Origin of the sequence: Parabacteroides sp. CAG:2, assembly GCF_000436315.1 — a bacterium.
GTDB classification, from domain to species: Bacteria; Bacteroidota; Bacteroidia; order Bacteroidales; family Tannerellaceae; genus Parabacteroides; species Parabacteroides distasonis.
Genome location: NZ_FR885330.1, coordinates 174,073 through 198,754 on the forward strand (window position 1 = coordinate 174,073; position 24,682 = coordinate 198,754).

Consider the following 24,682-nt stretch of genomic DNA (forward strand, 5'->3'; position numbering starts at 1 on the left):
AAGAAATGGGTAAGAAAAGAAAGACACCGGGTATCAATGGTTCTTCTTCGGCCGATATCGCTTTCATGTTGCTTATCTTCTTCCTTATTACTACATCAATGGATACAGATAAAGGTTTGGCAAGACGTTTGCCGCCCCCTGTACCTAAAGATCAGAAGAACGATACCGATGTTGACATCAAAAAGAGAAACTTGTTGGTTGTATTGATCAACAGTAATAACCAGATTCTCTGCGGTGATCAATTTGTCGATATCAAGCAATTGAAAGAGAGAATCAAAGAGTTCATTGATAATCCTTATAATGACGAACATAAGCCTGAGCGTGTAGAGGCTGATGTTCCATTCTTCGGAAAGATGATGGTAACGAAGAACCACGTAATTTCTTTACAGAATGACCGTGGTACCGAATACCAAGCTTATATCGATGTGCAGAATGAAATTGCGGCTGCTTATAACGAATTGAGAAATAAGGTTTCTAAGGAAAAATTCGGGAAGAATTTCGCTGATTTGGACGAAGAACAACAAAAAGCTGTACAGCAGATTTATCCGCAAAAGATATCAGAAGCTGAACCTAAAAATTATGGAGGTAAAAAGTAATGGGAAAGTTTAGTAAAGCGGGCGGTCGTGAAATGCCCGAATTGAATACATCATCATTACCTGACTTGGTGTTCGCTTTCTTGTTCTTCATCATGATGGTAACATCTATGCGTGAGGTAACATTGAAAGTAGAGTTCCATGCTCCACAAGCTACAGAGCTTCAAAAATTGGAGAAGAAATCTTTGGTAACATTTATCTATGTCGGTAAGCCGACTAGAGATTTGAGAGCGAAGATGGGTTCTGAAACTCGTATCCAGTTAAATGACGCTTTTGCGGAAACTTCGGAAATTCAGGATTATATCGCACAGGAAAAGTCCAGTATGAAGGAAGAGGACCAGCCGTTTATGACAGTTTCTATCAAGGCAGATAAAGAGACCAAGATGGGAACAATTACAGACATCAAGCAGGCTCTTCGTGAAGCATACGCATTAAAGATTAGTTATTCTGCCGCTCAACGTGTCGACGAATAATGATCTACAAATAGAATATCTAAAAAAGGCGGGAAATAGAATCCCGCCTTTTTTATTTCACCCCATAGACATTTTGGTGAATAATGGTCTTAACTCGCTCAAAAGATCGCTCCAGATCAAGCTCCCCATGAGTCATCAAACGCATTTCTAAAAATGCCTCTCCCTTACGATAGGGAGGTTGGAAATATACATGGTGATCCAAGACAAACCCCAGACGTTCATAAAAACCGATTCTACGTTTACTCATCTCCTCTGTCGGCATCTCTACCTCTAAGACAACCGGATCTTCGTGGAGAGCTATAAAACTTGTCATTGCTTTCGCTCCGATTCCTCCGTTACGAGCGGACTCGTCGATCGCAAAATGCTCCACATAAACAAAACCCTCAAATTGCCATCCGGTAATGAAACCCACATAAATACCATCCCGTAGCAAGGCATACATCTCGAAACGGCTATCTTCCTCCAAAAGCTTACGTACCAAAGAGAAATCACGACGCTCTTCCTCGGGGAAAGAACTAGTATATGTTTTCTCTACTAGATCCAATAAAGGATCGGCTATCTCCCGGACAGGCTTACTAATTATTACATGATCTTCGCTCATAAAAAAAATACTTAATAATTGAATAAAGAATGCTTACAAAATCAAAATAATCTAACATAATCTTTAGGTGATTATAAGATTATCATTATATTTGTATTAAATATGAAAGATATAATCTAACAGTAATACAAATATACTGAATATATGGCACATCATCAACTAGATGAACTGGACGAGAAGATACTTAAACTAATCATCGGCAATGCGCGTATGCCATTTTTGGAAGTAGCGAGGGAATGTAACGTATCCGGAGCGGCTATTCATCAACGCATACAAAAGCTGACTAATTTAGGGGTTATCAAAGGCTCAGAATTCATCGTGGATAACACAAAAGTTGGGTATGAAACTTGCGCATATATGGGGTTATTCCTAAAGTCTCCCGGACAATTTCCAAGCGTTACAGAAGCGCTGTTGCAGATACCGGAAGTCGTGGAATGCCATTATACAACGGGGCAATACGACCTGTTTATAAAAATATACGCAAAGAACAACCAGCATTTGCTAAGCATCATCCACAACAAGCTTCAACCATTGGGCTTGGCTCGCACCGAATCGCTTATATCCTTTAAGGAGGCATTCAAAAGGCAAATTCCTATTGATCTGGACGACGATTAAACAAAGGAAGCTATATAAGAAAAGGGTCCGTAATCCGGTTGAAACCGGTTACGAACCCTTTTTATCATGATCACTAAGCGCTATTAGAACTCAGCGTTATTCGGTGTACGCGGGAAAGGTATCACGTCACGGATATTTCCCATACCCGTAACGAACAACAAAAGACGCTCAAAGCCCAAACCGAAACCAGAGTGAGGCACCGTACCAAAACGGCGAGTATCTAAGTACCACCACATATCCTTCATCGGGATGCCCAATTCGTCAATACGACTCATTAGCTTATCATAGTCAGCCTCACGCTCGGAACCGCCGATGATCTCTCCGATCTTCGGGAATAATACGTCCATCGCACGTACCGTCTTTCCATCCTCGTTTTGCTTCATATAAAAAGCCTTGATCTCTTTCGGGTAATCCGTTAAAATTACAGGACGTTTGAAGTGATCCTCCACTAAGAAACGTTCGTGCTCGGAAGCCAAATCTACACCCCAATAAACAGGGAACTCAAATTTATGTCCTTTAGCGACAGCCTCTTCCAATATCTTGATTCCTTCAGTGTACGGCAAGCGAACGAATGAGTCTTTCAAGACCCCTTCCAGACGAGCGATCAATTCCTTATCGAACATATCGTTCAAGAACTTGATATCCTCCATACAGTTATCCAACGCCCATTGTACGCAATATTTAATGAACTCCTCGGCCAACTCCATATTGTCCGTGATATCATTAAAAGCGACTTCCGGCTCAATCATCCAGAATTCCGCCAAATGACGAGGCGTATTTGAGTTCTCCGCACGGAACGTAGGGCCAAACGTATAAATCTGTCCCAAGGCTGTAGCAGCCAACTCTCCCTCCAACTGTCCGGAAACCGTCAAGCTAGCCTGCTTGCCGAAGAAGTCGTCCTCATAAATGATAGAGCCGTTCTCATCCTTTTTCAAGTCGTACAAATTCTTGGTAGTAACTTGGAACATCTGTCCGGCACCCTCACAGTCGGAAGCCGTGATGATCGGCGTATGGAAATAGAAAAAGCCTCTATCATGGAAAAACTTATGGATAGCGTAAGCCATATTATGACGAATACGGAATACCGCTCCAAATGTATTCGTACGAGGACGCAAATGAGCGATCTCACGCAAAAACTCCATGGAGTGTCCTTTTTTCTGCAATGGATAAGTAGCTGGATCAGCCGTACCGAAGATCTCAATCTCGGTAGCCTGTATCTCCACATTTTGCCCCTTACCTTGGGATTGTGTCAAGATACCATTTACGCTGATACTAGCTCCCGTGGTAATCGGTTTCAAGAACTCATCACCCAATTTATCTACATCCACAACGATCTGAACATTATTAATTGTAGAACCGTCATTCAAGGCGATAAAATTCACCTGTTTGCTACCACGGCGGGTACGTACCCATCCTTTCACATTCACGGTAGTACCGAAAGCGTCGCTTTTCAGCACGTCTACAATTTTTGTTCGTTTAATTGTTTCCATCTGTATCGTTTTTTGTTATTCGAAAGCTCCCATCCTAAGAGCGTTCACTTCCCTTTCATTTAAGTAACGCCATTTACCGCGGCCTAAGTTCTTCTTAGTCAAACCGGCGAAATAAACACGATCCAATTTCGTCACATGATATCCCAACGATTCGAAAATACGGCGCACGATACGGTTACGGCCGGAATGGATCTCTATACCCACTTGGCTCTTATCGTCCTCGCTAGCATAGCTGATAGCGTCCGCATGGATCTCTCCATCCTCAAGCTCAAGGCCGTTGGCGATTTTCTCCATATCCTCGATAGCCACGTTCTTATCCAACCACACATGGTAGATCTTCTTCTTCTTGAAAGATGGGTGAGTCAATTTAGAAGCTAAATCACCATCGTTCGTCAACAACAAGACTCCTGTCGTATTTCGGTCCAAACGGCCTACCGGATAAATACGTTCTTGGCAGGCGTTCTTCACCAAATCCATTACCGTCAGGCGTTCTTGAGGATCATCAGAAGTCGTTACGCAATTCTTCGGCTTGTTTAATACAATATATACTTTGCTCTCGATCTGAACCGGCTTCTCGTTAAATGTAACAACATCTTGACGAGTAATCTTAGTACCCAATTCCGTTACCACGACATCGTTTACCTTAACAGCTCCTTTCTGGATAAACTCATCAGCCTCACGACGAGAACAAACACCAGCGTTAGATAAGAATTTGTTCAAACGAATCGGTTCGTTTGGATCCGCCAAGACTTCCTTATACTTGATCTGTTTCGGACGAACGTTGTATCCCTGCGATCTTTGGAAGCCACCTCCTCCACCGGGACGGCGATTATTATTGTAAGAAGGACGGCGATTATTTCCATATCCACCACCCCCTTGACGATTACCGCCATAAGAGTTATCGTTACCATACGAACGTCTGGGTGCGTAACCGTCCCCGCCGCTTGAACGTGAATCATTGTAATCAACCCGGGTATCACCTACTCTAGGTCTTCTTTTCTTCATACCATCCGCAGACATTCCCTCTCCGGAAGGACTAGCGGAATAAGCCTTTGCCGGTCCATCATAATTAGGACGAGACGGACGATTGTATTGCCCTCCTCCATTCCCATATGACGGGCGGTTATTTCCATAAGACGAGCGGCCGCTGTTGTAGCCACCTTCACGGTTGTTGCCATAAGACGGGCGATTATTTCCATACCCACCTTCGCGATTGTTGCCATAAGATGGACGACTATTACCATAGCCCCCCTCACGGTTGTTGCCATACCCGCCTTCACGGTTATTATCGTAAGAACGCGGACGGCTCGGACGATCCCCGTATGAAGGACGGTTATTTTCTCCATAAGACCGATACGGTCTACGTTCATAGCTACCCTCAGGTTTATTATAACCCTGATTGTAAGGTCTTCTTTCACCTTCTTGGTCTGTGTTTTCCCGTCTGATACTTGGTATCACTTTTTTTGGACGCGGTTGAGATTCATCTCTTTCTTCTGTACTCATTTGTTATAAATTAAACAATGGTTAAAAACTTGGTAGCCTCACGGCTACCTGTATTATCACTAAATTCCTGTATAATTATGAGGCGTTATAGCCCTTAATTCATCTTTAATCCGGTCGCTAACATTCAAGGTTTCGATAAATTCCTTGATAGATTGCTCCGTAACAGTCTGGTTCGTACGTGTCAAAGCTTTTAATGCCTCGTAAGGCTTCGGATAACCCTCACGGCGTAAGACCGTCTGGATACCCTCGGCTACCACAGCCCAGCAATTATTCAAATCCCTACTTAGGGCGCTCTCGTTCAATAACAATTTACCCAAGCCTTTTGTTAAGCTCTTGAAGGCAATTTCTATATGTGCCAAAGGCACGCCTACATTTCTCAACACGGTAGAATCCGTCAAGTCTCTTTGTAAACGAGATACCGGCAATTTCGTAGCCAAATGCTCTAAAATAGCGTTAGCGATCCCTAGATTACCCTCAGCGTTCTCGAAATCAATCGGGTTCACCTTATGTGGCATAGCAGACGAACCGATCTCACCCGCCTTGATCTTTTGCTTGAAATACTCCATGGAGATATATTGCCAGAAGTCACGATTCAAGTCGATCAAGATCGTATTGATACGCTTCAAGCCATCGAAGATCGCTGCCAGATTATCATAATTAGAGATCTGGGTAGTCCACTCCTCACGTTTCAAGCCTAACACCTCACTAACGAACTTATTACCGAATGCCCTCCAATCATATTCCGGATACGCTACATGATGCGCATTGAAGTTTCCTGTAGCACCACCGAATTTAGCGGAGATAGGAACGGCCTTTAACAATGCCAACTGTTGCTCCAAACGGTAAACAAAGACCATCACCTCCTTACCCAAACGAGTCGGAGATGCCGGTTGCCCATGTGTCTTAGCCAACATCGGGATATCCATCCATTCCTCGGCGTATTTTTTCAAGGCGCCGATCACCTCTTCCAAACCCGGATAATACACCTCTTGCAAAGCGTCCTTGATCGATAAAGGCACAGATGTGTTATTAATATCCTGAGAAGTCAATCCAAAATGAATAAACTCGTGGTATTTCTCCGCAAGGAAATGATTTGTTTTTTCCTTAATAAAGTACTCCACCGCTTTCACATCGTGGTTTGTCACGCTCTCGATCTCCTTCACTCGTAAAGCGTCCTCCTCCGTAAACTCCTGATAAATTTTCCGGAGCCCCTTTTTTACTTCCGCCGCATTTAACTCGCTTAATTGCGGAAGAAACTCAGATAGAGTAATAAAATACTCGATCTCAACTCGCACCCTATACTTGATAAGTGCGTATTCTGAAAAATAAGCCGCCAGATTCTCAGCCTTATTCCTGTATCGCCCATCCACGGGCGAAATAGCAGTCAGTGTCGATAATACCATATACATTATTAATATAGAGTCGCAAAGTTAAGTCTTTTCCATTGAATAATAAGGTAAGCAATCGTTATTTTTAACTAAATGCCCCGTTTTTAGGACCATCAGACACTTACGTAGCCACATCCAAACAAAATTCATATTCATCCACATTTTTTCGTCAAAAAGTTTGGTGGTAATAAAAAAAGCCGTATCTTTGCAGCGCTTTAGAGAGATAAAGCGAACGAAAAAATAAGTTTAAAGGGCGTTTAGCTCAGCTGGTTCAGAGCATCTGCCTTACAAGCAGAGGGTCGGCGGTTCGAATCCGTCAACGCCCACCTTTAAATTTATTATTTCACCGAAAGATTTTCGGGCGTTTAGCTCAGCTGGTTCAGAGCATCTGCCTTACAAGCAGAGGGTCGGCGGTTCGAATCCGTCAACGCCCACAATAGAAAAGATTGTTTGGTTTCCAGACAGTCTTTTTTTATTTAGGAACCAGAGAGTTTACCCGAGGTTCCAGAAACTTTTCCAAAGCAAGTTAACTTCCCTACAATTCCCTATCTCTTCTGCGACAAGAGGACAGCGATCAGACGATCTAACGAGAACTTACCAGGTCCTGCTATATACATCAAGATAAAAATGACCAAGTAAACGAACGCCAACTCTTTCAAAGAAAACGGATCATTCCCGTGAATCACGAAGAAAGCCACTCCCATAGTAAAAATCATCGGGATCATTGCCAACCGATAGAGCGCACCGAGAATAAAGCCAATCGAACAAAAAAGCTCCCCAAAAATGGCCAAGCCTAGAGAAACCGAATGTCCAACTCCCAGTGGGTCCGGAAATGCGGCGGACATGCTCTCAAAATTCGTCCACTTCTGTATCCCATGCGAAAGCAATAGACCTCCAAATAACAAACGAAGCGCCAACAACAGTAACGATATAGCTGTACCATCCGGCTTCATTGGAAAAAGAAATTTGTAAAATGCTGACATAATTCCCCTATTTTTTATCTTATCAATTCATCTTTCTGGTAATAAAACAAAAACGAAGTAAGGTTAGTTCAGCAAAAGCTCCGGGAATTGACAAGCGGCTTATCTTTCGCCTTGCAAAACGTTTGCCACTACTATCATAACACTATTTACCTTATTATAATACAACGACTTGAAATAATACATCTTCAAAAGAATAACAATTTAACAACATGCTAATTACCTTTGTTTTCCGTGTTCTTTCATTACTTAAATAACTCCATCATAAACGTACATAAAAACTTTCGGTTTTTTCGTAAGTTTGTAGTCGAAAATATATTTCACTGAATATGAGAAATTAAATTAAGGAGAACAGGAGTAACAGTGAATATATCAAATGAGTAAGTATATTACGAATTATTACATTTAGACTATGCTTTTAGAAAAACTACTTAAAGGATTTAATTATAGCACCAGTACTTTCAATTTGAAGGAATCTAAGTTATTTGACCAATATTTTGAACGAATATTGATTAGTAAAGGTACATTTTTGGTCAAGGAAGGAGAAATAGAGAGGTATAGTTATTTCGTTTTTGATGGAATATTACGTTGTTGGCTATTAAATCATAAAGGAGAAGAACAAATCTTTTGGTTTTGTAAAGAGGGTACGTTCTCAATGTCGAACATATCTTTTACATTACAAACAAAGTCTGCGTTTAATGTGCAAACAATTGTAGATAGCGTTATTTACCGAATAGACAAGAAACAAGAAAATGAACTATACACCGCTATACCTAAGGTAAAAACTGTATTTGAAGATTTGAATGCTATATTGCTGAATAAACTCTTGAAAAGAAATATCGACTTGATTAAATATTCCCCTGAACAGTATTATCTACAGATGATTGAAGAATATGGCATTACACTAAACTATATACCGCTAAAAGATATAGCTTCTTATTTGGGTATCACACCACAAGCACTAAGCAGAATCCGTAAACGTATTTTTTAACTTAGATTCAGTGCTTTAAATGTAAAAGTTCCGAACTTTGTAGCTTTAAATAGTAATTACAATTATGATTAAAAAAATTAAAGTTACAGATCATCCACGTTTGATGGAAATCTGGGAAAGTTCAGTATTAAATACACATGATTTTCTTAAAGAGGAAGATTTTCTATACTATAAGGAACAACTTCCAGTATATTTTCAACATGTCACTCTATTCGGATTTGAACAAGAGGGAATCTTAGTAGGATTTATGGGAATCGCAAAAGGAAATCTTGAAATGTTATTCATTGACAATAATTATCGAGGTATAGGAATAGGAAAAAAATTAATCACTTATGCCATAGATAATTTGCAAGTAACAAAAGTCGATGTGAATGAGCAAAATAATCAAGCTGTCGGTTTTTATAAACATATAGGCTTTAACACATACAAAAGGTCTGATTTGGACGGAGAAGGTAAAGAATATCCTATTTTACACATGCGGTTATAGTTTTCCTTAAAATCACATAAACAAAAAATCCTTGGAAATCTAATGATTACCAAGGATTTCTTGTGACCCGGGTGGGACTCAAACCCACGACCTTCAGAACCGGAATCTGACGCTCTATTCAACTAAGCTACCGAGCCAAAGACTGCGCAAAAGTACATATAATATCTTAGTTTAGCAAATACAGGAGAGAAATATTTTATTTTTGATATTTTGCATATAAGTATTCTGCTTATTCTGCCATTTTGCAAATAAAAGCGATCACATTCTTGTTATTTTGCCATTAATCATTATCTTTGCCGCACATATTTTACAAACACAAAGTACAACAAGTATATGAGCTATCTTATTAAACCCGCAGGGTATAAAGCCTTACTTAACTTATCCCAGACTGAAATGGGAATCAAGAAGATCAAGGACTTTTTCCAGCAAAACCTCTCATCCGAGCTACGCCTAAGACGCGTAACCGCACCGTTATTCGTACTTAAGGGCATGGGTATCAATGATGATCTCAACGGGACCGAGCGAGCCGTTACTTTTCCAATCAAGGATTTAAACGACTCTAAAGCAGAGATCGTACACTCACTCGCCAAATGGAAACGACTGACACTCGCCGATTATCACATTGAAGAAGGTTACGGTATTTACACCGACATGAACGCCATCCGCTCAGACGAGGAGCTAGGCAATTTACACTCTTTATACGTGGACCAATGGGACTGGGAACGTGTAATGAGCGAAAGCGAACGTAATATCGATTTCCTCAAGGAAATCGTCCGTCGCATATATGCCGCTATGGTCCGTACCGAATATTTAGTTTACGAGATGTTTCCTCAAATCCGCCCGACGCTCCCCCAACAGATTCATTTCATCCATTCCGAGGATTTGTTACAAAAATATCCTACCTTTACACCGAAAGAGCGGGAAGACGCTATTACCAAGGAATACGGGGCCGTATTCATTATCGGTATCGGATGCTCGCTAAGCAATGGAGAGAAGCATGACGGACGTGCTCCGGACTACGATGATTGGTCTACGATCGCCGAGAACGGACAAACCGGATTGAACGGGGATTTATTGGTTTGGGATGATGTACTAAACCGTTCTATGGAACTATCCTCTATGGGTATCCGCGTCAACAAGGAAGCCTTGCTACGCCAGTTGGATATTTGCAAAGCCGGGGAGAAAAAGGAACTATATTTCCACAAACGCCTCTTGAGCGGTGAACTTCCGCAAAGTATCGGCGGTGGTATCGGACAAAGCCGGTTGTGTATGTTCTATCTTCGTAAGGCCCATATCGGAGAGATACAGGCAAGTATCTGGCCGGAGGAGATGCGCAAGGAAGCACGTGCGGCTGGAATGATGCTTATTTAGTTAACAGCCAACTATTATATTATGGATGTAAAGATTGAAGAAAGCTGGAAAAAACGGTTAGCCGACGAGTTTGAAAAAGATTATTTCAAGCAATTGACCGATTTCGTTAAACAAGAATACCGCCAAGGTACTGTTTATCCTCCCGGTCCTTATATGTTCAACGCTTTTGAGCACTGCCCGTTCGATAAAGTGAAGGTCGTTATCCTCGGCCAAGATCCTTATCACGAGCCGGGACAGGCGCACGGACTTTGTTTCTCCGTGCAGGATGGGGTACCTTTCCCCCCTTCCCTCATCAATATATTCAAAGAAATACAAGATGATCTAGGGCATCCGGTTCCAAGAACGGGCAATTTGATTCGTTGGGCAGATCAAGGCGTATTATTGCTAAATGCCACTCTCACAGTACGAGCGCATCAAGCCGGTTCCCATCAAAATAGAGGTTGGGAGACCTTTACCGATGCTGTTATTCATCGTCTGGCGGCTGAAAGAAGCCATATCGTTTACATATTATGGGGTTCCTACGCACAAAAGAAAGGTGCTTTCATCGATCCATCCCGTAATCTGGTTCTTAAATCAGCCCATCCGTCCCCTCTTTCCGCTTACCGGGGATTCTTCGGAAACAAGCATTTCAGCAAAGCCAATGATTATTTAATCGCAACTGGGCAAACTCCCATCGAATGGTAAGATCATTGAGAATTGAAAATTAGCTATACAATCCAATAATTTTCAATTCTCAATTTTCGGTTCTTAATACCACTGCTGTCCATCCCTATAATTACTTCTCTTATCATACTTCAAATCTTTCAATAAAGCAGAGCTTACAGCGATACTGAATGTATAGGATTTATAAGGACCGACCGGAACGAAACTAGCCGTCATTTGCCAGCAGTGCAAGTTACGAGTTACGTTACAAGTCATATAAGAGATCTTCTTAGCGTCAAAATCATAAGTAGCGTTAAAGTTAAAACGCCAGTTCTTTGTCGGCTGGATATTTCCGTTAAAGCTCAAAGAGTGAGTCAAGGCGTAATCATACTCCAGTTTAGAACGATTAAAATCACCATACCGCAAACTCAAACCATAACTAAACGAGAGGCTCCAAGGAATCTTGGAAATTAAATAGCCATCGGCATCTGTCTCACCGGTCTCTTTCTTTTTGCCCAACAGACGGCCACCACTTTCCTTATTCTCGCCCTCTCCTTCTCCATCCGGGTTCAAGCCATCCGGATCTGCATTCGGATCCGTGGAAGCCGATTGATTCCCGGATTTATCCGATGAGCTATCACCTCCTCCAAACAACTTCTTGAACGTATCATTATTAAATGTATAAGAAAAACTGGTGCTAGTCCCTCTCAAACGGCCAATACCCTTGCCTGCTTTCCAACGGGGAATATCGACACGATGCCCATTCTCATCGTACGTATAGGTATCGAACTGACCATTCAAGTTCAACGTATAACTCTTGGATAATTTCAAACGTAAACCGACACTCAAGTCACTCCACTTAAATGAATCCGCCGCCATATTATAACTCATGCCTAACGACAGCTTATCGATCAGACTAATTTTCTTGAATCCGGTAGAGTCCTTATCCGAACGCACCTTCATCTCGATATTGTTATTTACGTCAAAACTGATATTTCCTTGTTTTCCCGTTCCCGGAACGCCATACATATTATGAGCGAACGGAGAATACGTATATTCACGATCCTCACCATTCGCGTCTTGATATACATAAGTCTCATAAAAACCAAAACGAGAAGAAGCGAAGTCCGGCTGGGCGCTTACCGTAATAGACGGCTCGAAACGGTGACGGATCATCTCAACCTTATTACCCAAGAATGGCAACGGTTTATAAAAACCATACAAGGTAGTAGACGCAGAGATAGAAGCGTTAAAATCGTAAATACGATAAAAACCATACGTAGTGTCGCGGGCTACCAAAGCCTGTTTCTGCGTATCATATTCCTGTTCGATCTTGCTGGTGTACCAACGTTCCTTATAATTGAAAGAGGGAGAAATATTCAAGTACTTGAGCACGGAGAATGTAGCGCTTACCGGAATCGAGTGCTGCATAGCATTCTGCCAATCTTTGATCAAATTCGATTTGAATAATAAGTTTTCTTTTGTCGTTATACTATTACTAAACGTACCGGAATAACTCATGGAGATCTTCTCGTACCAACGCTCCTTCCCGACCGGATGTTTCCGCTTGAAAGGGAAGATACGACTCATCGTAACCGTCATGCTAGGCAAGGTCACGGCGATAGAAGAATCCCGGGTCGTCTGGTTTATACTCATCGTACCAGAGATCGTGAACGGGTTATTCGGGAAACGTTTCGTTACGTTGATGGATGAACTCTTCGTATTCTGGTTCACATCGGCATACCCATTCGCATTCGGGTATAAACTGTTCTGATTATTGCGGTCATACGAAGAGGTCGAGAAGTTTACGCTCGCCGAGAAAGACAGATAAGGATTCGCCTTAGGGTCTTGCGTATGCGTCCAGTTTACCTTGAAGTCCTTAGACAAATTATAGTCGGGTAATCCCTTATCTCCCAATTTCGTCACCAAATAAGAAGCATTAAAACTGCCCGAGAATTTATAACGTTTGCGGTAAGCCGACTTGGCCGACAATCCCCAAGATCCCTTGGTATAAATCTCTCCCAACAAAGCCAAGTCCATATAATCGCTCAAGGCGAAATAATATCCACCGTCACGCAAGAAGAAACCTCTGGTAGACTCGTCTCCGAAAGTCGGCATAATAATACCGGATGAATATGTACTCGAGAACGGGAAGAAACAGAAAGGTAACCCGATCGGATACAACGGCACGTCCTCCAAAACTAGATAGACCGGACCCGTTACGATATTCTTTTTCGGGCGCACCTTCGCTTTTGTCATCTGAATGTAAAAGTGAGGATGCTCATGCTCGTCGCAGGTCGTATACTTACCACCCACCATGTTCAAGATATCCCCTTCCATCTTTTTCGTTCGCCCGGCGGTAACATACCCTTCGCCCTGCTGGGTAATCACGTCCGTGATATATCCTTTCTTGGTACCAAAATTATACCGCATCGTCTTCGACTCATACTGCTGATCGCCCTCCTTAAACAACGGATAGCCAAACTCCTGCCCGATAGAGTCGAGTCCAAACTTAGCGAACACGATGCTACTATCCATATTCATCTCGATCAATTCGGATTGCAGCTCGATATTCTGGTATTTGACATCGCCTTCCCCGTAAAGATATGCCCAGTTGCCAGCCGTCATCACGATAGAATCGGTCGCTTGATAACTGACCGGAGCATCTAGCCCGGTCTGCTTTTCTGGAATCGAATCTCCCGCTAACGTTGTACTATCCGTAGGAGCCACCAAGAGAGAATCAGTCTGCGCCAAGCTATCGGCAGGAGCGACAATCTCCTGCGCTTGCACGCCCAAGCCTCCCAAGAGGAAAACGAATAGAATGATTAGGACTCTATATATCAAAAACATTACTTCGTTCTTTGCAGTGTGTTACAGCGTGCAAATGTATAATAAATAAACGAGCCCTTATGCTTTTATTCCCCTAAAAAGAGTTTACACCAGTGTTCAAACTGCTCAACTGTCTCATTTCCATACTTGGATAAGCTCTGTTTTATCTTATCAGCCGGTTTCTCTTTCGTCAATTTAGTCTTGCTAAAGAATTTATCAGCGAAACAGATCAATTGTTCTTCCAATGACACGGGACGCATATCCCGATGTGGAACAGGCAGGTTCCGTTCCTCGATCATGGCAAGAGAAAGTCCTGTTCCCGTATGCCTCTCGCAAACTAAGGCGTGGCGAGGATACCCCTCTTTCCGCATTAAATCGGCTCCCAGATAGCCATGGCAGATATAATCGGCCTCCCCATGGCAATCGATATCCGGTGCGTTACACAAAAAGATCCCTATGTCATGCAACATCGCCGCTTCCTCAATAAAAGTCAGATCCAGATTCATCTCCGGATGCAAACGGGCCAATGCCAATGCCTTATCCGCCACGCTGCGGCTATGAGTCACCAAAATCCGGTAGGCATCCGAACTTTCCGGATAATATTTCTTTATTATATCAAGAGGTTTCATCCTATTTATTTTTTTGCGAGACAAAAATAAACAATCTCTCTCACATATACTACTTCTCATCACTGATACCCCTGAAACCAATTGCCCAGTTTCAAATCTTTTATATCCGCACCTGTTTCCCGTTCGCCTCTCAAATACTCAGAGAAGTAATCGACCATCCGCCAGTAATAATACTCATTATAGTCATCAAAATGATGACGTTTTCCCGGTACGATCAACATATCAAAGCGTTTGCCAGCCTTGATCAACTCGTCCACGACAACAATGGTATTCGCCGGATGCACATTATTATCGATATCGCCATGGATCAATAACAGACGGCCTTTCAAATTCCTCGCCAATTCCTGATTGGTCGGGATGCGAATATCGAACGAGATATTTCCCATATCATCCGTGATCTCCTTTACCCCATGATGTTTCTCTCCCCACCACCGGTTATAAATGTTATTGTCATGATTGCCGGCACAAGATACCGCTACCTTAAAGAAATCCGGATAAAGCAGCATAGCCGCTGTAGACATGAAACCGCCACCGGAGTGTCCGTGTATGCCGACCCGGTTGATATCCATGAATTTATATCGAGCGCACAACTGCTCGATAGCTACTTTATGATCCGCCATCGGATAATCACGCAAATTTCCATATCCATAATTATGATACCACTTGGAGCGACTGGGATGCCCTCCCCTATGTCCCATGCACACCACGACAAATCCGGCTTGCGCCAAACGATCCGTACGAGGATTCATCGGGATGTAGCGAAAGAAAGTTCCCTCCTGTTGCGGTCCGGGGTATACATAGTTAATGACCGGATATACTTTCGTGGAATCAAAATCAAAAGGCTTATACATGACACCATACAAATCGGTCACCCCGTCGGCCGCCTTTACCGAAAAAGGCTCAGGGAATTTATAACCTGCCATGAATAATTGGGAGAAGTCACTCTCCTCCAAGGTCATCAATCGGTTACCTTGGTTATCATACAATGCCGTAGCCGGGATCGTATTGACACGAGAATAGTTATCCACGATATATCGCATGGATTTATCCATAGAGACCAGGTGGAAATAATCGCCCGGAGTAATCAGCTTTAAGCCCGAACCATCCAGATTCACCCGATACAAATGCTCGTAATAAGGAGTCGTATCTCCCTTTTCCCGGGCATTCGCCTTGAAGTAAACGACTCGATTCTTACTGTCCACGTCTACGATGGCGTCCACATGCCAAGGTCCTTTGGTGATACGGTTTTTCAAATTTCCTTGCGCGTCATATAGATACAGATGCGCCCAACCATCCCGTTCGCTCCAATGGATCAATTCCTTACCATTATCGGTCATCGCTAGCGGGCGGGTTTCCATAGAGGTATTTAGACGTTCCTCAATGATCGCTTTTACCGAATCCTCCCCGATCGTATACGAACAGATATCCACCCGTTTCATATCCCGGCTGACACGGGTCAAATAGAAGGTCTGGTTATCTCCCAACCAGATCGAGTTCCGAGTGAGTCCCCTACGCTCCTTATCCGGTTTGGAGGCTAGATTGATTGTTTGATCTTTAAAACAATCCACCCGGATTTCTTTCCGCTTTCCGGCATTTTCCAAATCAAAGAGATATAAATGAACGATTGGAGAACCCGCCTCTCCCGGCATCTGATATTTATAGGTCTCAAGTGTAGGACGAGGTTTGGCGATCGAGTTAATCACCCATAAATCTTGCACCGCACGTTGATCCGACAAGGTCGCGACGAAATAACGACCATCGGGAGACCAGTTCCCCATTACATATTTCCGCTTATGGTCACATAAAGTATCGGTATTCAAGAAGGTCCGGGGCATACCAAAGCCAAAATCTTTTTCGCCATCCGTAGTCAAGGCGATCTCGGATATCGTCTTATCCTCCGGGTCCTTCACGGCCTTCTCATAATCCTCATAACTCATGACATACAGGTTCAAATCTTTCGCGAAGACAACCCGCTTTTTATCCGGCGATATATTCGCCCAACGGATTTTAGCAGGAATCTCGTCTTTCGTAATCCGAGTCAACCGGGAGGACGGATAATCATACGAGAAAAAATAGTTCCCGTTCGTACCCTTTATCGAGAAAGTAAACGTGCGATCATCTTCCTTTAAGCGTAAATCTTCGATAGGAAGTTGTTGTCCGGTAAAAGGCTCTCTCACGATCTCGCTTATCTGTGCCGCCAACTCATCCCGATCGAATAATAATCGTTTATTTCTCGAATCGGGGTCCACCAGATACCAGTTTGTCCCCTCACTCGTCTTATACTCATACCAGAATTTGTCACTATTATTAAAATAATTGGGGGTAAGGGTATAAGAGAAAAGTAACTGTTCCGCATTCGACGGAGCAAAACGGCGTGCTTGCGTATATTCCGGTAGGACATCTTGCGCATAGGTAAAAGGCACCCATGATAAACTCAAAAAGGCTACCGCATAAAAAAGTGTTTTTACATTCATAGATTCTTAGTATTGTCTGTTATTCGCCTCAAAAGTATAAACTTTCCGCAAGATACCAAGCAGATAGCGATCATTAGTTATGTGTAAGATACTTCTTCTACAAGCTACTAGAAAGATAAATAACAACTTTATTAGTAACAACTTTATTACAAACCTAATATTGATTATCTTTGCGATAGAATAATCGTTGAAAAATCATGGAGAATAAGCCTTTTATATTCGGAGTCGCAACATCGGGCGATAATTTTACCGATCGCGAGAAAGAGACAGAGCGTCTATTGTTGAACTTTCAGCATGGTGTAAATACGGTACTGATTTCACCTCGTCGTTGGGGCAAGACTTCTTTAGTGCAGAAAGCATGTCACTTGGCGCAATCCGACAAATTGAAAGTCGTGTATCTTGATATATTCTCATGCCGTAGCGACAGGGATTTTTATGATGCGTTCGCTGCAGCCATTCTCAAACAAACTTCCTCAAAGTTAGATGAATGGCTGGAGAATACCAAGCTATTCCTCTCACGTATCAGCCCTAAAATATCCATAGGCACCGATCCCATGACAGATTTTTCCATATCACTTGAGATGAATCCTCAAAGTAATGATGTTGATGAGATATTACAACTTCCCGAAAAAATAGCGCAAAAGAAGGGATATAATATTGTCGTATGTATCGATGAATTTCAACAGATTGCCGAATTTAAGGATTCGAAGACATTCCAAAAGCGATTACGTTCCGTGTGGCAATTACAAAAGTCGGTGTCTTATTGCTTGTTCGGTAGCAAGAAGCATTTGATGAATGAACTATTTGAAAAAAAGAGTCTTCCCTTTTATAAATTCGGCGATGCTATTTATCTGCCAAAAATCGGGACTTGTGATTGGATCAATTATATATGTGGTCGTTTTGAGGCTACAGGTAAGCAGATTTCAAAAGAACTGGCTGAAAAGATATGCCAAAGGGTAGACAATCATTCATCCTATGTGCAGCAATTAGCATGGTTGGTATGGATTCATACAGATAAGGTCGCTACGGAGCAGAACTTTGAGGAGGCATATCAGGATATCATCGATCAAAACACTCCGCTATTCGAGAAACAGACCGAAAGTCTGACGACTTATCAAATGAATTTTTTACGCGCCATCCTAGATGGAGTACATAGCGAGTTTACCACGCAAGAGATTCTACAGAAATATAAACTTGGCTCATCGGCAAATGTCAGTATCGTAAAGAGGGCATTAGTTAAAAAAGAGTTGATTGAAATAGAGAAACGCAAGGTCATCATTCCAGATCCGGTGATGAAAGTGTGGCTAAAAAAGGAATTGGGAGGCGTTTAAGACAACGCTCCCTAGCCTTCTGATACGAAAAAGGCTAGAGAGCATCTTCTATTTATCCATCGGTTCTATTAACTGCCAACTTGAACGAGCGTCACGATCGGACGATCTTGCGCATCTTCAAATATGGTGGATTTTCCGGTTTCCATATCCACCTCGATTCTTAACCGAGCCATATCCGAATTGCGGATCGCTCCCAAGATGAACTTACTGCCTTGCGGTACGTTATAAGTATCCCAATCTCTATAAATAGCGCAACCAGAAAAATCAAAGTCAATCGGGGTTACGCTTTTTTCTTCTGCTATAAAATCGTATTTGTAAATACTCTTATTCATGATTCGATAAATACAATTATTAGATATACCAACCACATTCTCCATCTCTCCGGGCTGGAAGCCAACTTCTCTGATCGTATTATCTTTTGAATTATATACAAGCATATTATTTGTATCATCCGTGGCTAGAAGAACATGGATAAAGCCGTTTTCCAATGTGTAAATTCTGGATCTATCCCAAGCGTAATTCGTTTGTGTTTCCTTTGAGGTAGCTTGATCTAAATCATAGGATACCTCCACCCCGATTTCCAGAGGGAAAACTTTATACTGCTTATTTCCCCAATAATTATCTTTATCCGAGCATGAACAGCAATACATCTTTCCATTATATCCCACAAAATAATCGAATACACCATCACTTTTCGGAAACTCATACAGACCTCCATCCGCTTTGTACAGAATATATTTCTCTCCAAGATCATCCAACCTCACATAAGTCATACAATTCCCTGCGGCATCTACCTCAAATGGATGTTTACTCCAGTCTCCAATAGGGAACTGGTCTAAGTTTACTTTTTGCATGGTTATATTATCAGAGTTTTCTAAGGCAAATTTATAGATACCCTTCTGACTTAGACCCGAAGAAGAATATCCGTTCGCTAAACAATAGGCATTATTCAAATTGTCTGTTCTTGGATTTACATCTATTCCTTCTTTGATTTGATAGCTGAAATCAGTATCACTAAAACCTTGATACTTATTGCCATCAATCACATACATCCGACCACTTTTCTTATTGATCAAATAACTATTCTCATCAGATGAACCCCAATCCTGTCCGGATCGATAATACCAAATCCGTGGACAAAGTATATACTCATCATTAAGTGGCCATATGCTTTTCGGTACCAAACGAACCTCTTCATTCGTACCATCCACCATACTACGCACTGCCGTCATATTCCCATCCTTATCGATCTTGAATAAACTTAAATCATCTGCTGATGATTTTGTTAGTGCTTCGTTACCGCAAAGCACTAACATTTGAGCATCCGCTATATCCATCCTGACAGATGATAAACTAAAATTATTATAAGAGTTATCATCTTTATCGCAAGCGATCAACGAGGCCAACAATAAAACAGAAGAAATTATTCTTTTCATGCCACATTCCTTATATTTAATCAGTTAATACTTTTATTGTTCTCTTTTTATCTTTATCTACAAACAATAGGTAATAAATACCTCCGGAGGTATTTCTCATTTGTATTTGATCTTCTCCATATATCATTTCCTTGCTCGTATATAAATGACCTAATGTATCATATACATATACCTTGCAACCGATAGGTGCTCCTTCTATCCGAATAGAATTACCCTCTTTCAAATAATAAGCCTTCAAATTATTTGTTTCTATCTCGGCAATATCTGTTAAGTTAGAATAAACTTTAATCGTTTTCAATACGGAATTAGCCAAATTATAATTCTCATTTCCGGGTTGAGAAGCTTTGACCGTTACATTTCCGATTAACGTATCTGAAACAAGCCACCAATCCTTATCGATCTTCTCTATCTTAGCCAACAGCTCATCGTCCACAGAATATTGCACGGGCAATCCGGAAGAAGCTGTCGCTTCCAAACGAATCTTCTCCAGTGTGCCCATGGTTGTCAGTTTCTGTTCCCAAAGGATTTTCTGGTTCGCTTTCTCAATAGTCAATTTCACTTCTTTCATTCCGAAATAAGAACCATCTTCTATGGAAATAAGCACCTTATATACACCTGCGTTTGTGGGCGGTGTTGTCGAAGATTGAGTCGAGCCTTCTTTCTGATAAGTAACAACTACCTTGTTTTTATCCACACGAGTATCATTAATCTGGAAATCCACGGATTGAGGCTTCCCATCGTACATGCAAACCTTATCTTTCGCGATAATATCGACCGTAGCATCTTGTTTTGATATTTTCAGATTCGAGATACCATAATAGACAATATTAGAACTTTCACGCCGTGAGTCTTCTACCGCAAATAGAACCCGAAAGACCTTGTTCTTTACCCAAGATGATATTTCTTTAGAAAAGCGAATGTCTTGTATATAATTCGTATTGGAATAAGACATGATCGTATCTCGCTTATCCGACTCCAAATAGGCTAATATGATATGCATCTTTTCCTTTTGATCCATGGTTTTAAACTTGGCGGCGATATCGAAAGATAAGTTTATCTTGTTAGAGGCTGTTTTATCAAAAAACGGGGTTGTTATATAATTGAATTGTTTTTGAGAATTATAGCGATCTCCTGCATAATACAAAGAATATTCCTCCTTACCCGATAGCTTCTCTACCTTCCAAGCTTCCGGAACATTCATAGACAAAGAGTTTTCATCAAACTTGTTCTCGTATGGTAATACTCTATATGAAGGATATTCATGCGCACCGATATCCGTCTTTACTCCCATTGGACGGGGATAACCGGAATAGTCTTCCGGAAGCAGAGATATTCCGAATTCCTGTTGCCCCATATCGATAGCGGAAGAACCCTTGGCAAGACGGAAATCTGCATTCTTTAATTCTTCTAATTGTTTTTCACTGGAGGCATTCCCTATAAAAGATGTAGATTTTACGAATTTAAGTTCTTTCTCCGTTGCCAAGAAATTACCATCTCCTTTAACATAACTATCTGTGAATGCGGAATAAGAAGCACTTCCGTCAAATGTTCCAACTACAATACAATTCGTTAAATTTCCACTATTTTCATTCCCAGAGAAAGATTTGTTATTTACGATTGTACAGTTGACATAAGAACTAGAGGAAATCCCCCCATAAGTAGGTGCATAATTGTTATAGATATTACAATTATAATAATATCCACCGTCACCACATCCACCTCCTTCCTCTCCTGCCTTATTATTGAAAATTGAACAATTTATTGCAGTACAATCACTTATTCCTCCTCCATTTCCTAAAGTTCCGTTATTATAAACCTCGCAGTTCTTTAATTTACCTCCATAAGTTCCACCTCCATTTCCCAATGTTTTATTATTATAGACCTTACAGTTTTCCAACGATCCATTACTGGTTCCACCTCCATTTCTTTTCGCAAAATTATCACGAACGATGCAGTTATAAAGATTACTATAAATAGTACCTCCACCATCATAATCTGCATAATTATTTTCTATAATGCAATCATAAAGAGAGCTATTAAAAGCTCCACTTCCTTTATTTTTTAAAATATAGCAGTTATAAGCTATCAAATACCGGATTCCTCCCCCTGTATTATGGTGAATATTACAATTGACTACATTTCTACAAAAGGATAATCCATTACCGTTATAATAAATATCACATTCAATTACATCAATAATTGTCTCTCCCGAAACATTCCATACATTTGAAACACCTATTCCTTCATAAACTCCACTGACTACGGTAAAGCTAGAGACACAAGGAGATATCGTGTTTTCATCGTAATCATCAAAACCTATAGAAACAACATACCTACAATTGTCATCCCTATTTAACATCTTCTCTATTTGATCATCGTCATTTTTTATAATAATATCTTTTACATTTCCCTCTCCACTTAATATAGTCTCATATTGAAATTCCCAAGATTCAACTACTCCATTTTTATCTCTATCGATCTTTTTCCGTTCTTGGAGGCTACGTTCCGTACCGGCAAATCCACCATATAAAGAAACCCCCGGTCTCAATTTGAAAGTTCGATCTTTTATACCACCCAATACATATTCCTTTTCCGGATAATATGTTCCTTCCGATACCCAAACTTCATCACCTATCATAGCTTTATCAATCATATTTTGAATACTACCTGAAGCATTCGACCACGAAGAACCATCACCTGTAGCGCCATTTTTCACATAATGAATGGTCTTCGCATTCAAACAAATAGATAATAGGCAATATAGAATAGTTATAATACACCGATATTTATATTTCATGACCCATGAATTTTAGATATTAAATAATCCTTTTTCTCTTTTCACTAATTGCTTAATCCCCTCGAAATCTGGATATACCGTATATTCATTAATATATAACCTACCCAATTCTTTTAGAATAAATTCTTTAGAGCCTGCCTCTATATTTATTTGCAACAGATTATTTTTATTATAGATCGCATTTTGACTATCTAAAGATCTTTTATCCGTACCCCAAATTGTAAAAGCTCCACGCTGAGCAACGATCCTATCATTCCGGAACTTTGCAATAAAAGGCAAAGCATATTCATACTCATTCGGTGTAATATCATAACGATATTCATTCTTGATAAATTCTTTTATCCACTCTTCCTTCCACTGGTAGGCCAATAGAGATCTAGCCATAATGTTTATATCCATATATACGCAAACGTCTTTTGCTTTATCTCCAGTTATTCGGCTATAGGCATTCCAAGGGTTTAAAACAAATACGGCAGCATTATCTTTTTCTGTATCATTGTTTGGAAGACAAGCAAAAAAGAGAGCTGACAGGGGAGACATTGTCCAATCCAACAATCTTGTCGGAACTCCATAATGTTGCATTTCAACCAACATTCTATCAATATCTTTCTGTGGATGATAATCAAAATTATGAGTAGGAGAAATTTGTTTGTAATCCAGCGTGATCTCCTTCTCATTATATCCATCTCTATAAATACTAGGTTCAAGTGACCACTTATCAGAACAATGTCCCCTAAAAAAGAGACTCTTCTTATTTTCCGGCCACTGTTCATAGACATCATTTACGGTACTAATAAATTCACTTACAGTTGAAACCTCCTTTATAATATCCATATTTTTCTGTTCGTCTCCCTGTTTCCCCTCGTTCGACATCGCTTTTATAAGGTTACAATAAAAAGAAGAGGCGTGGAAACTGTTTAATGCCTTATCTGTCATAGAGGTATCGCCAAACACCCACGGAACAAATAATAAACAACAGTCCCACGCCCTTATGTATAATATCTCTCCTATACAGGAAGAATATGTATATACCAAAGACGTGAGCGCTTTCTGTTGCTATTATACTTGTTCCGCTTTGAAAATTGGCGATTTTCTATGACAAGAATAATATCTTAAAAACGCTCTTCGTTAAATATGTCCTTCCGTTCGAAGCCTCTCTTGGCCGCTAAGTCTCGCTTAGCCACTACTTGGAATTACCGCAAAGATAACTCTTAATTATTTGTGAGCAAAGTTTATGACATGTAAAAATAGCATAAACGAAAGCCCCCGCCCAACAGCTTCCCCTTGCTGCCGGACTGGGGCTTTTTACTTACCTTCCCAAACGATTAGATCTCATCCGGGCTTTCGGAATCACCTCCCCCTTCGGAGGTTGTTTTGGAATCGTTCGTACTGTCCGTTACATCGAATTCGAATTCCATCGATTTCATCATCGTACGCAACTCCGCGCTGGGAAGGAAACGTAGTTTCACGTGGTGGATAGAATCCACATTCGCCTCTTTCTCATCTAAACTGCTCTTCGCATTAAAGGAAGGGACGAAGGTACCGAAACCCGTCACTTGCACGGAATGGCCTTGCCGGATGAATGTCGTCATGGACTTCACCAATCCATAGACTACGGACTGAACCATTCCTAAGTTAATACCTGAGACCGCAGCGACTTGATCGCAAAGGGCCTCGAAACCTACCACTGTAGCCCGATCAGGGACTATCACATACTTTTCGGTCTTCGACTTGTCAAAGCCGAATGCCTTTTTGATTCGTCTTACTCGTAAAGCCATATTTTTTCGCTTTTTTGAGTTCAACAAAACAAGAATGAATACACTCACTTGTTTACTCCCCTCATTCTTGCCAAAGAAAGAATAAACCTACCCAGCCCAAACGATATAAAGAGAAACATACCTCTCATAGGTCGCTTGCGGGCAGCGGCTAAATAAATATTGATCTTGCGGGAGAGAAAAGTTTTCATTAAGGCTAGCTTAATCATCGAATTTAAAACCACCCCCGGGGAAAGGGCTGAAAAATGACACCTCTATTTATATAACGTATCATCGA

General features: G+C 41.2%; 20 protein-coding genes and 3 tRNA genes. 10 read left to right on the forward strand and 13 right to left on the reverse strand.

The genetic code is table 11. From position 1 onward, the window contains the following. Positions 1-5 precede the first annotated feature (5 nt). Positions 6-596 (forward strand): ExbD/TolR family protein, encoded by a 591-nt coding sequence (locus QVP94_RS18805; protein WP_005858924.1) that lies wholly within the window; start codon positions 6-8, stop codon positions 594-596. After that, positions 596-1,066 carry an ExbD/TolR family protein gene (locus QVP94_RS18810; protein WP_005858926.1) on the forward strand — a complete coding sequence of 157 codons (471 nt, stop codon included), beginning with the start codon at positions 596-598 and terminating at the stop codon, positions 1,064-1,066. Before QVP94_RS18805 ends, QVP94_RS18810 begins: the two co-directional genes overlap by 1 nt. Before the next feature lie 52 nt (positions 1,067-1,118). Here QVP94_RS18810 and QVP94_RS18815 read toward each other — a convergent pair whose 3' ends face one another. Continuing rightward, complete coding sequence (locus QVP94_RS18815; RefSeq protein ID WP_022193222.1) at positions 1,119-1,667, reverse strand: GNAT family N-acetyltransferase; 549 nt, start codon at positions 1,665-1,667, stop codon at positions 1,119-1,121. A gap of 144 nt (positions 1,668-1,811) precedes the next feature. On the opposite strand from QVP94_RS18815, the gene QVP94_RS18820 reads away from it, so the two are divergent. Beyond that, on the forward strand, positions 1,812-2,282 hold the full coding sequence (locus QVP94_RS18820) for an Lrp/AsnC family transcriptional regulator (RefSeq protein ID WP_005858930.1): 471 nt from the start codon (positions 1,812-1,814) through the stop codon (positions 2,280-2,282). Between the two features lie 83 nt (positions 2,283-2,365). Here QVP94_RS18820 and asnS read toward each other — a convergent pair whose 3' ends face one another. Genes asnS through purB form a run of 3 tightly spaced genes read right to left on the reverse strand, consistent with a single transcriptional unit; the run spans position 2,366 to position 6,678 of the window. Then, the gene (gene asnS, locus QVP94_RS18825; protein ID WP_008772638.1) at positions 2,366-3,772 is read right to left on the reverse strand and encodes an asparagine--tRNA ligase; all 1,407 of its coding nucleotides are present in this window, start codon (positions 3,770-3,772) and stop codon (positions 2,366-2,368) included. A 15-nt stretch (positions 3,773-3,787) separates the two neighbouring features. Continuing rightward, positions 3,788-5,275 carry a pseudouridine synthase gene (locus QVP94_RS18830; RefSeq protein ID WP_048928149.1) on the reverse strand — a complete coding sequence of 496 codons (1,488 nt, stop codon included), beginning with the start codon at positions 5,273-5,275 and terminating at the stop codon, positions 3,788-3,790. A gap of 59 nt (positions 5,276-5,334) precedes the next feature. Beyond that, entirely contained in the window at positions 5,335-6,678 is a 1,344-nt protein-coding gene (gene purB / locus QVP94_RS18835) for an adenylosuccinate lyase (protein ID WP_005867921.1), read from the reverse strand. Between the two features lie 236 nt (positions 6,679-6,914). Here purB and QVP94_RS18840 point away from each other — a divergent pair. Both QVP94_RS18840 and QVP94_RS18845 read left to right on the forward strand, forming a co-directional pair. Then, positions 6,915-6,989: transfer RNA gene (locus QVP94_RS18840), tRNA-Val, on the forward strand. 33 nt (positions 6,990-7,022) lie between these two features. Next, positions 7,023-7,097: transfer RNA gene (locus tag QVP94_RS18845), tRNA-Val, on the forward strand. A 111-nt stretch (positions 7,098-7,208) separates the two neighbouring features. Here QVP94_RS18845 and QVP94_RS18850 read toward each other — a convergent pair. Next, on the reverse strand, positions 7,209-7,646 hold the full coding sequence (locus QVP94_RS18850) for a DoxX family protein (protein WP_005858940.1): 438 nt from the start codon (positions 7,644-7,646) through the stop codon (positions 7,209-7,211). A 409-nt stretch (positions 7,647-8,055) separates the two neighbouring features. On the opposite strand from QVP94_RS18850, the gene QVP94_RS18855 reads away from it, so the two are divergent. Together QVP94_RS18855 and QVP94_RS18860 are read left to right on the forward strand one after the other, a co-directional pair. Then, on the forward strand, positions 8,056-8,634 hold the full coding sequence (locus QVP94_RS18855; protein WP_005858942.1) for a Crp/Fnr family transcriptional regulator: 579 nt from the start codon (positions 8,056-8,058) through the stop codon (positions 8,632-8,634). Positions 8,635-8,698: 64 nt separating this feature from the next. Further along, a complete protein-coding gene (locus QVP94_RS18860; protein ID WP_005858943.1) occupies positions 8,699-9,121 on the forward strand; it encodes a GNAT family N-acetyltransferase in 423 nt (140 codons plus the stop codon). A gap of 63 nt (positions 9,122-9,184) precedes the next feature. On the opposite strand, the gene QVP94_RS18865 is transcribed toward QVP94_RS18860, so the two are convergent. Further along, positions 9,185-9,258: transfer RNA gene (locus QVP94_RS18865), tRNA-Arg, on the reverse strand. A 196-nt stretch (positions 9,259-9,454) separates the two neighbouring features. On the opposite strand from QVP94_RS18865, the gene asnA reads away from it, so the two are divergent. Beyond that, positions 9,455-10,492 carry an aspartate--ammonia ligase gene (asnA, locus tag QVP94_RS18870; protein WP_022193225.1) on the forward strand — a complete coding sequence of 346 codons (1,038 nt, stop codon included), beginning with the start codon at positions 9,455-9,457 and terminating at the stop codon, positions 10,490-10,492. Between the two features lie 21 nt (positions 10,493-10,513). After that, a complete protein-coding gene (gene ung, locus QVP94_RS18875) occupies positions 10,514-11,176 on the forward strand; it encodes a uracil-DNA glycosylase (protein WP_022193226.1) in 663 nt (220 codons plus the stop codon). A 63-nt stretch (positions 11,177-11,239) separates the two neighbouring features. Here the strand turns inward: ung and QVP94_RS18880 are convergent, their stop codons facing one another. From QVP94_RS18880 to QVP94_RS18890, 3 genes are all read right to left on the reverse strand, one after another. Next, positions 11,240-13,984: a putative LPS assembly protein LptD gene (locus QVP94_RS18880; RefSeq protein WP_005867909.1), complete on the reverse strand. Its 2,745-nt coding sequence runs from the start codon at positions 13,982-13,984 to the stop codon at positions 11,240-11,242. 65 nt (positions 13,985-14,049) lie between these two features. Further along, positions 14,050-14,592, reverse strand: coding sequence for an HDIG domain-containing metalloprotein (locus QVP94_RS18885; protein ID WP_005867908.1), 543 nt, complete (start codon positions 14,590-14,592; stop codon positions 14,050-14,052). A gap of 59 nt (positions 14,593-14,651) precedes the next feature. Continuing rightward, the gene (locus QVP94_RS18890; RefSeq protein WP_022193227.1) at positions 14,652-17,066 is read right to left on the reverse strand and encodes a S9 family peptidase; all 2,415 of its coding nucleotides are present in this window, start codon (positions 17,064-17,066) and stop codon (positions 14,652-14,654) included. Positions 17,067-17,263: 197 nt separating this feature from the next. Here QVP94_RS18890 and QVP94_RS18895 point away from each other — a divergent pair, with 197 nt between their 5' ends. Further along, entirely contained in the window at positions 17,264-18,397 is a 1,134-nt protein-coding gene (locus QVP94_RS18895) for an AAA family ATPase (protein WP_012056145.1), read from the forward strand. Between the two features lie 68 nt (positions 18,398-18,465). On the opposite strand, the gene QVP94_RS18900 is transcribed toward QVP94_RS18895, so the two are convergent. The 4 genes from QVP94_RS18900 to QVP94_RS18915 all read right to left on the reverse strand — a co-directional run bounded on the left by QVP94_RS18900 (position 18,466) and on the right by QVP94_RS18915 (position 24,408). After that, on the reverse strand, positions 18,466-19,833 hold the full coding sequence (locus QVP94_RS18900; protein ID WP_022193228.1) for a hypothetical protein: 1,368 nt from the start codon (positions 19,831-19,833) through the stop codon (positions 18,466-18,468). 16 nt (positions 19,834-19,849) lie between these two features. Continuing rightward, positions 19,850-22,630: a choice-of-anchor Q domain-containing protein gene (locus QVP94_RS18905; protein WP_022193229.1), complete on the reverse strand. Its 2,781-nt coding sequence runs from the start codon at positions 22,628-22,630 to the stop codon at positions 19,850-19,852. A 12-nt stretch (positions 22,631-22,642) separates the two neighbouring features. Beyond that, entirely contained in the window at positions 22,643-23,566 is a 924-nt protein-coding gene (locus QVP94_RS18910; RefSeq protein WP_288213319.1) for an FRG domain-containing protein, read from the reverse strand. 389 nt (positions 23,567-23,955) lie between these two features. Continuing rightward, a complete protein-coding gene (locus QVP94_RS18915; RefSeq protein WP_022193232.1) occupies positions 23,956-24,408 on the reverse strand; it encodes an HU family DNA-binding protein in 453 nt (150 codons plus the stop codon). Between the last annotated feature and the right edge of the window lie 274 nt (positions 24,409-24,682).